Source organism: uncultured Clostridium sp., assembly GCF_937920395.1.
In the GTDB taxonomy this organism is placed as follows: Bacteria; Bacillota; Clostridia; order Clostridiales; family Clostridiaceae; genus Clostridium_AD.
Map to the genome: position 1 here is coordinate 1 of NZ_CALEVF010000173.1, position 3989 is coordinate 3989.

Annotated in this window: 4 protein-coding genes and 1 riboswitch; of the genes, 1 reads left to right on the top strand and 3 read right to left on the bottom strand. The window is 27.6% G+C overall.

Translation table 11 applies throughout. The features are described from left to right. The 3 genes from Q0649_RS11315 to Q0649_RS11325 all read right to left on the bottom strand — a co-directional run. A partial coding sequence (locus Q0649_RS11315) for a HAMP domain-containing sensor histidine kinase (RefSeq protein ID WP_298841733.1) occupies window positions 1-428 on the bottom strand: 428 nt, incomplete at its 3' end. A 109-nt stretch (window positions 429-537) separates the two neighbouring features. Then, a riboswitch (cyclic di-GMP riboswitch) is annotated at window positions 538-616 on the bottom strand. A gap of 471 nt (window positions 617-1087) precedes the next feature. Next, the gene (locus tag Q0649_RS11320) at window positions 1088-1621 is read right to left on the bottom strand and encodes a hypothetical protein (protein WP_298841736.1); all 534 of its coding nucleotides are present in this window, start codon (window positions 1619-1621) and stop codon (window positions 1088-1090) included. Window positions 1622-1847: 226 nt separating this feature from the next. After that, complete coding sequence (locus Q0649_RS11325) at window positions 1848-2969, bottom strand: replication initiation protein (RefSeq protein ID WP_298841739.1); 1122 nt, start codon at window positions 2967-2969, stop codon at window positions 1848-1850. 463 nt (window positions 2970-3432) lie between these two features. Between Q0649_RS11325 and Q0649_RS11330 the strand changes: the two genes are divergently transcribed. Beyond that, the gene (locus Q0649_RS11330) at window positions 3433-3804 is read left to right on the top strand and encodes a hypothetical protein (RefSeq protein WP_298841742.1); all 372 of its coding nucleotides are present in this window, start codon (window positions 3433-3435) and stop codon (window positions 3802-3804) included. Window positions 3805-3989 lie beyond the last annotated feature (185 nt).

A 3989-nucleotide genomic window follows, 5' to 3' on the forward strand; every position in this document is an offset into this window, starting at 1 on the left:
GATGAATCAACTATGTTATTAATAAGTTTGGATAATCTATAGCAATTTTGTTTCATTGAGCCAATATATTTAATAATTGAGCTCTTCATTTTGTCTAATGAACCATTACTACAGTATATACTAAATAACTGAACTGCCGCAGACAAAACATTTAGAGGTGTTTTAAGTTCATGGGATATATTAACGATAAATTCTTCCTGGGATTTCAGTGCTTTTTTCATAATTATATTAGAATTTACTTCAGTAGTAATCTCGTTATCTTGTTTTCTTATAAATTCCTTTAATTTTTCAATTTCGTTATTTTGTTCACAAATAACTTTCTTAGCCGATACTATTTCTTCTAACATTCCGTTATTATAAGCATAGTCCTTATTGATTAATGATTTAATAGAAATGATTATCTCTTCTGCCCTAGATACGTATCTCATATTTATAATCCCCCATCCTTATTAATAATTGAACTATAACAATGTTCAGTTTTTAACATTAATTTAATAATGGAAGCCTCAACTGTTCTATTAGCAATACAAAAATTTAGATTGCAACTGGCTACCTCCAAATAAAAGGCCCTATAGCTTTGCGTCCTTACCTTACGATAAGTTTGCTATTGATCGGTAAAAGCTTTCAAAAATCCAATTAATACTAACTAATACCATTAAATATATAATATTTTTCATACAATTACAATATTTTTTTGAAAATATTGTAAACATGACCTTTCCTTAACACATATCTCTGTGAATTGCTCGTAATATATAAAGATTTCTTGGATTTAATCTAAAATAAAAACCATTCCAAATAATAAAGTATTATAACGAATGCTCCTTCAATCTATTTGTATTGCATTTTTACTATTTTAGAATAATTATATATAAAAAAATGAAAAAATGGCAGATAATTTGGTCTTTTTTATTTGAATATGGGGTAGTGCTCGCAAAACGGGGAAAGCATACGTTAAGACAGTTATTACCAAAAGAGCCTTTTGTCAGAATGTTGTGACTTAGAATTAATACTAAATAATTCTAACTTAAAAAAATATATAACACCACTGTAAAGCATTGATATATCTAGGGTTTATACAGCCTAATTATTTACTGAATATTTTTTTGAATATTCCTCTATGATCCTGATCTTTATTCTGCATTTTTTCTTTTATTTCAATTAATTTATTATCAAGATCTTGAAAATGCTCTTCAAGTTGTAGTACATCCTGGTGAGGTTTCTCTTTTAATAACACTTGGCTATTTTCAATTAAATTATGAAGTTCTCCTATCTGTATATCTTTCTGTTTTAATTGATTATCTTTTTCGTTTAATTGATTACTCATAACTTTTAGCTGTAATTTTAAAGTTTCTATAAAATCTTTATTAATGTTTAACTCACTTGAATCACTAGCAACCTCGTCATTGCTAGTATTATTATATTCATCATTATTAATGTCACAAGATGACTTTAATGAATCCTTAATCAACATTAATGTAGTATCATCAATAAAGGCACGCCCTTGTTTCTTAATGATTTTATCAGCAAATTCAGGTAATTTTATTTTTACATAAATTGATTGCATACTAACACTTAATTCCAAACTAGCTTGCTTAACTGTATATAATATTGATAACACCTCATTTTCAGCATTAACAAACTTTATTAAAATTTATTAATGTTCTTATTAATGTTTATTAAATCATTAATATAATTCAACAAATTTACTTAAATACCTTTAAAATTCAAAAAAATTACTTACTAAATGTAAGTATATTTTTAGGAACGATAGCGACAGGATATGTGTGGCAATGGATAAAGGCATTCATATTGCCGTTTCTATTCCATTGCTACACAAACCCTACTTATGAAGGCTTCATTTCCTTATATTCAACCAACTGTTCTTCCCAACTCATACTATCTTCCTCAGCTGACTTATTATCTTTATACTTGCCTAATAATTCATCTTCCAACTTGCCGAAATCATATGCACGTTGCTCATAATTATTAAAAGCACCTTTAGCATAATTTTTCTTTGGTTCTATGTAAACCCCTGGCTTAACCATACTTATCATCCATCCTATAAAATTCGGTATATTTTTGTTTTTACCATCATCATACACTTTCTTAATTATTTCAAGATTATTTTTAGAGCTATCATATATTTTTTTAGCTTCAAGAGCTGTTATTTTACTGTCACTCATTATAGCTATAATTTTTTTAATTGGGCTTTCTTCTTCCATTTCTGTTAATGTTGCAGACACTTCATTTTCAGCCATTGGAACCAATGAATCAATCGTTTTATCTTCTTTAGATTTATTAGAATGAATGTAAAATTTAAGCGAAGTTACTTTGCGCCCTGTTTTTATTTCTTCAAAATCAAAGCTTATATCACTTATTTTTTTTAATTCCTTTTGAGTTTGAATTATAATTTTTCTTTTAAAATCAGCATACAGAGGATATATTACATCAGCGTTTAGTAATTTTCTTAGATCACCCATTTCTATTTCTATATACCCCTGTTTTTTAAATTCATTACACTTTAAAATCTCATATATTCTAGGTGAATACTTGCTTTTCATAGATAAAATATTTGCTAGTTTATATTGTGTAAACATGCTATTTAATTTTAACATATAAGGTTTTAGATATGGACTAAAGGTTAGTTCTACACTCCCAGTCCCTTTTTTATATATTGCACTACTAAGCCATGCAGTTTGAATTAAAGTATCTCCATCATTGATTTCAAATACCTTTTTCATAAGTTCTTTAGTTATTTTAGGTATTTCAGTATATTTAGTTTGAGTTTCAATTCCAAGAAGTTTAATAAAATTAGAAATTTTAAATTTATATGGCTTAAATTGTTCATCAGTTGGTTGTACCATACTAGCCAAAGTAAGTATAACCTTTTGCTCTTCTAAGCTTAAATCATAATTACTGTTCATAATGAAATAGTTTGATTTAGTCACTAGATAATCTTTATCCATAATATCACCCCATAGGAATATATTACTGTTTTAATATGACTATGTCAACAATTAGAACATGTCATATTTGACTACGGAAACGTCATAGTTAACTACGCAAAGGTCATATTAGATTTATTTTTTACTACGCAAAGGTCATAGTTAACTACGGAAACGTCATATTAGATTTTTTGAAACCAGTCATACCAATGCTTAAGAGTCATCCCAAATCATTTAAAACAAAGTACTGTTAATCATTTAAAACAACAACTGTAGTTGTTCACTATATTTATAATAATTTTAGTAAAAACTAAAGCTAATTAATCTTTAGTTAAACTTAACTTAAAACCAACTGGAGCAATGGAAGGGTAGCCCGTAGGAAAGTTCCATTGTGGAAGACGGTAGTAGTTTTTATACTTTAATATAAACCTATAAATACACATCATTATTATGATATAATCGTATTAATGATGAGGTGATAGCATTGGATAATGAACTAAAAGATATGATGGTTAAATTGTTAGAAGGTCAGACAAGGCTTGAAAGTAAAGTAACTAGTATTGATAACAAAGTAACTAGACTTGAAACGGAAGTAAAAAAGAACTCTATAGAGCTTGAGACTATAGGAAAACATATAAATATAATTGTAGAAGTACAAACATCACATAAAGAGCAGTATGAATTTTCATTTAAAAATACGGATGCACTGATTGATGAGAAAACAGACTTAATAGAAACGGCTGTAAAAAATGTTTCTAAAGATGTGAAAGAAGTTATAGAAAGTGTTGAAGTTTTAAAGAATATGACAGGTCGCCATGAGGTAGATATTAATATTTTAAAGCGTAGACCAGTTTAAAGATTAAACATAAATAGGGATATATTCATTTTGAATATATCCCTATTTATGTTTTTTGTATTCATCTCTTATTATATTGCAGCAGGAAAAGTTTAGCAGTATAATAAGAGAATAAGAGAATAAAACCAATCAGAGCGAGATTCGTATTTGTATAGCCATGCTATAAAATACACCTCGCTAGGGTG

What these genes read in the sequence shown, in the direction of transcription:
- Q0649_RS11325 (WP_298841739.1), bottom strand. Translation starts at nt 2,969, where the DNA reads ATGGATAAAGATTATCTAGTGACTAAATCAAACTATTTCATTATGAAC.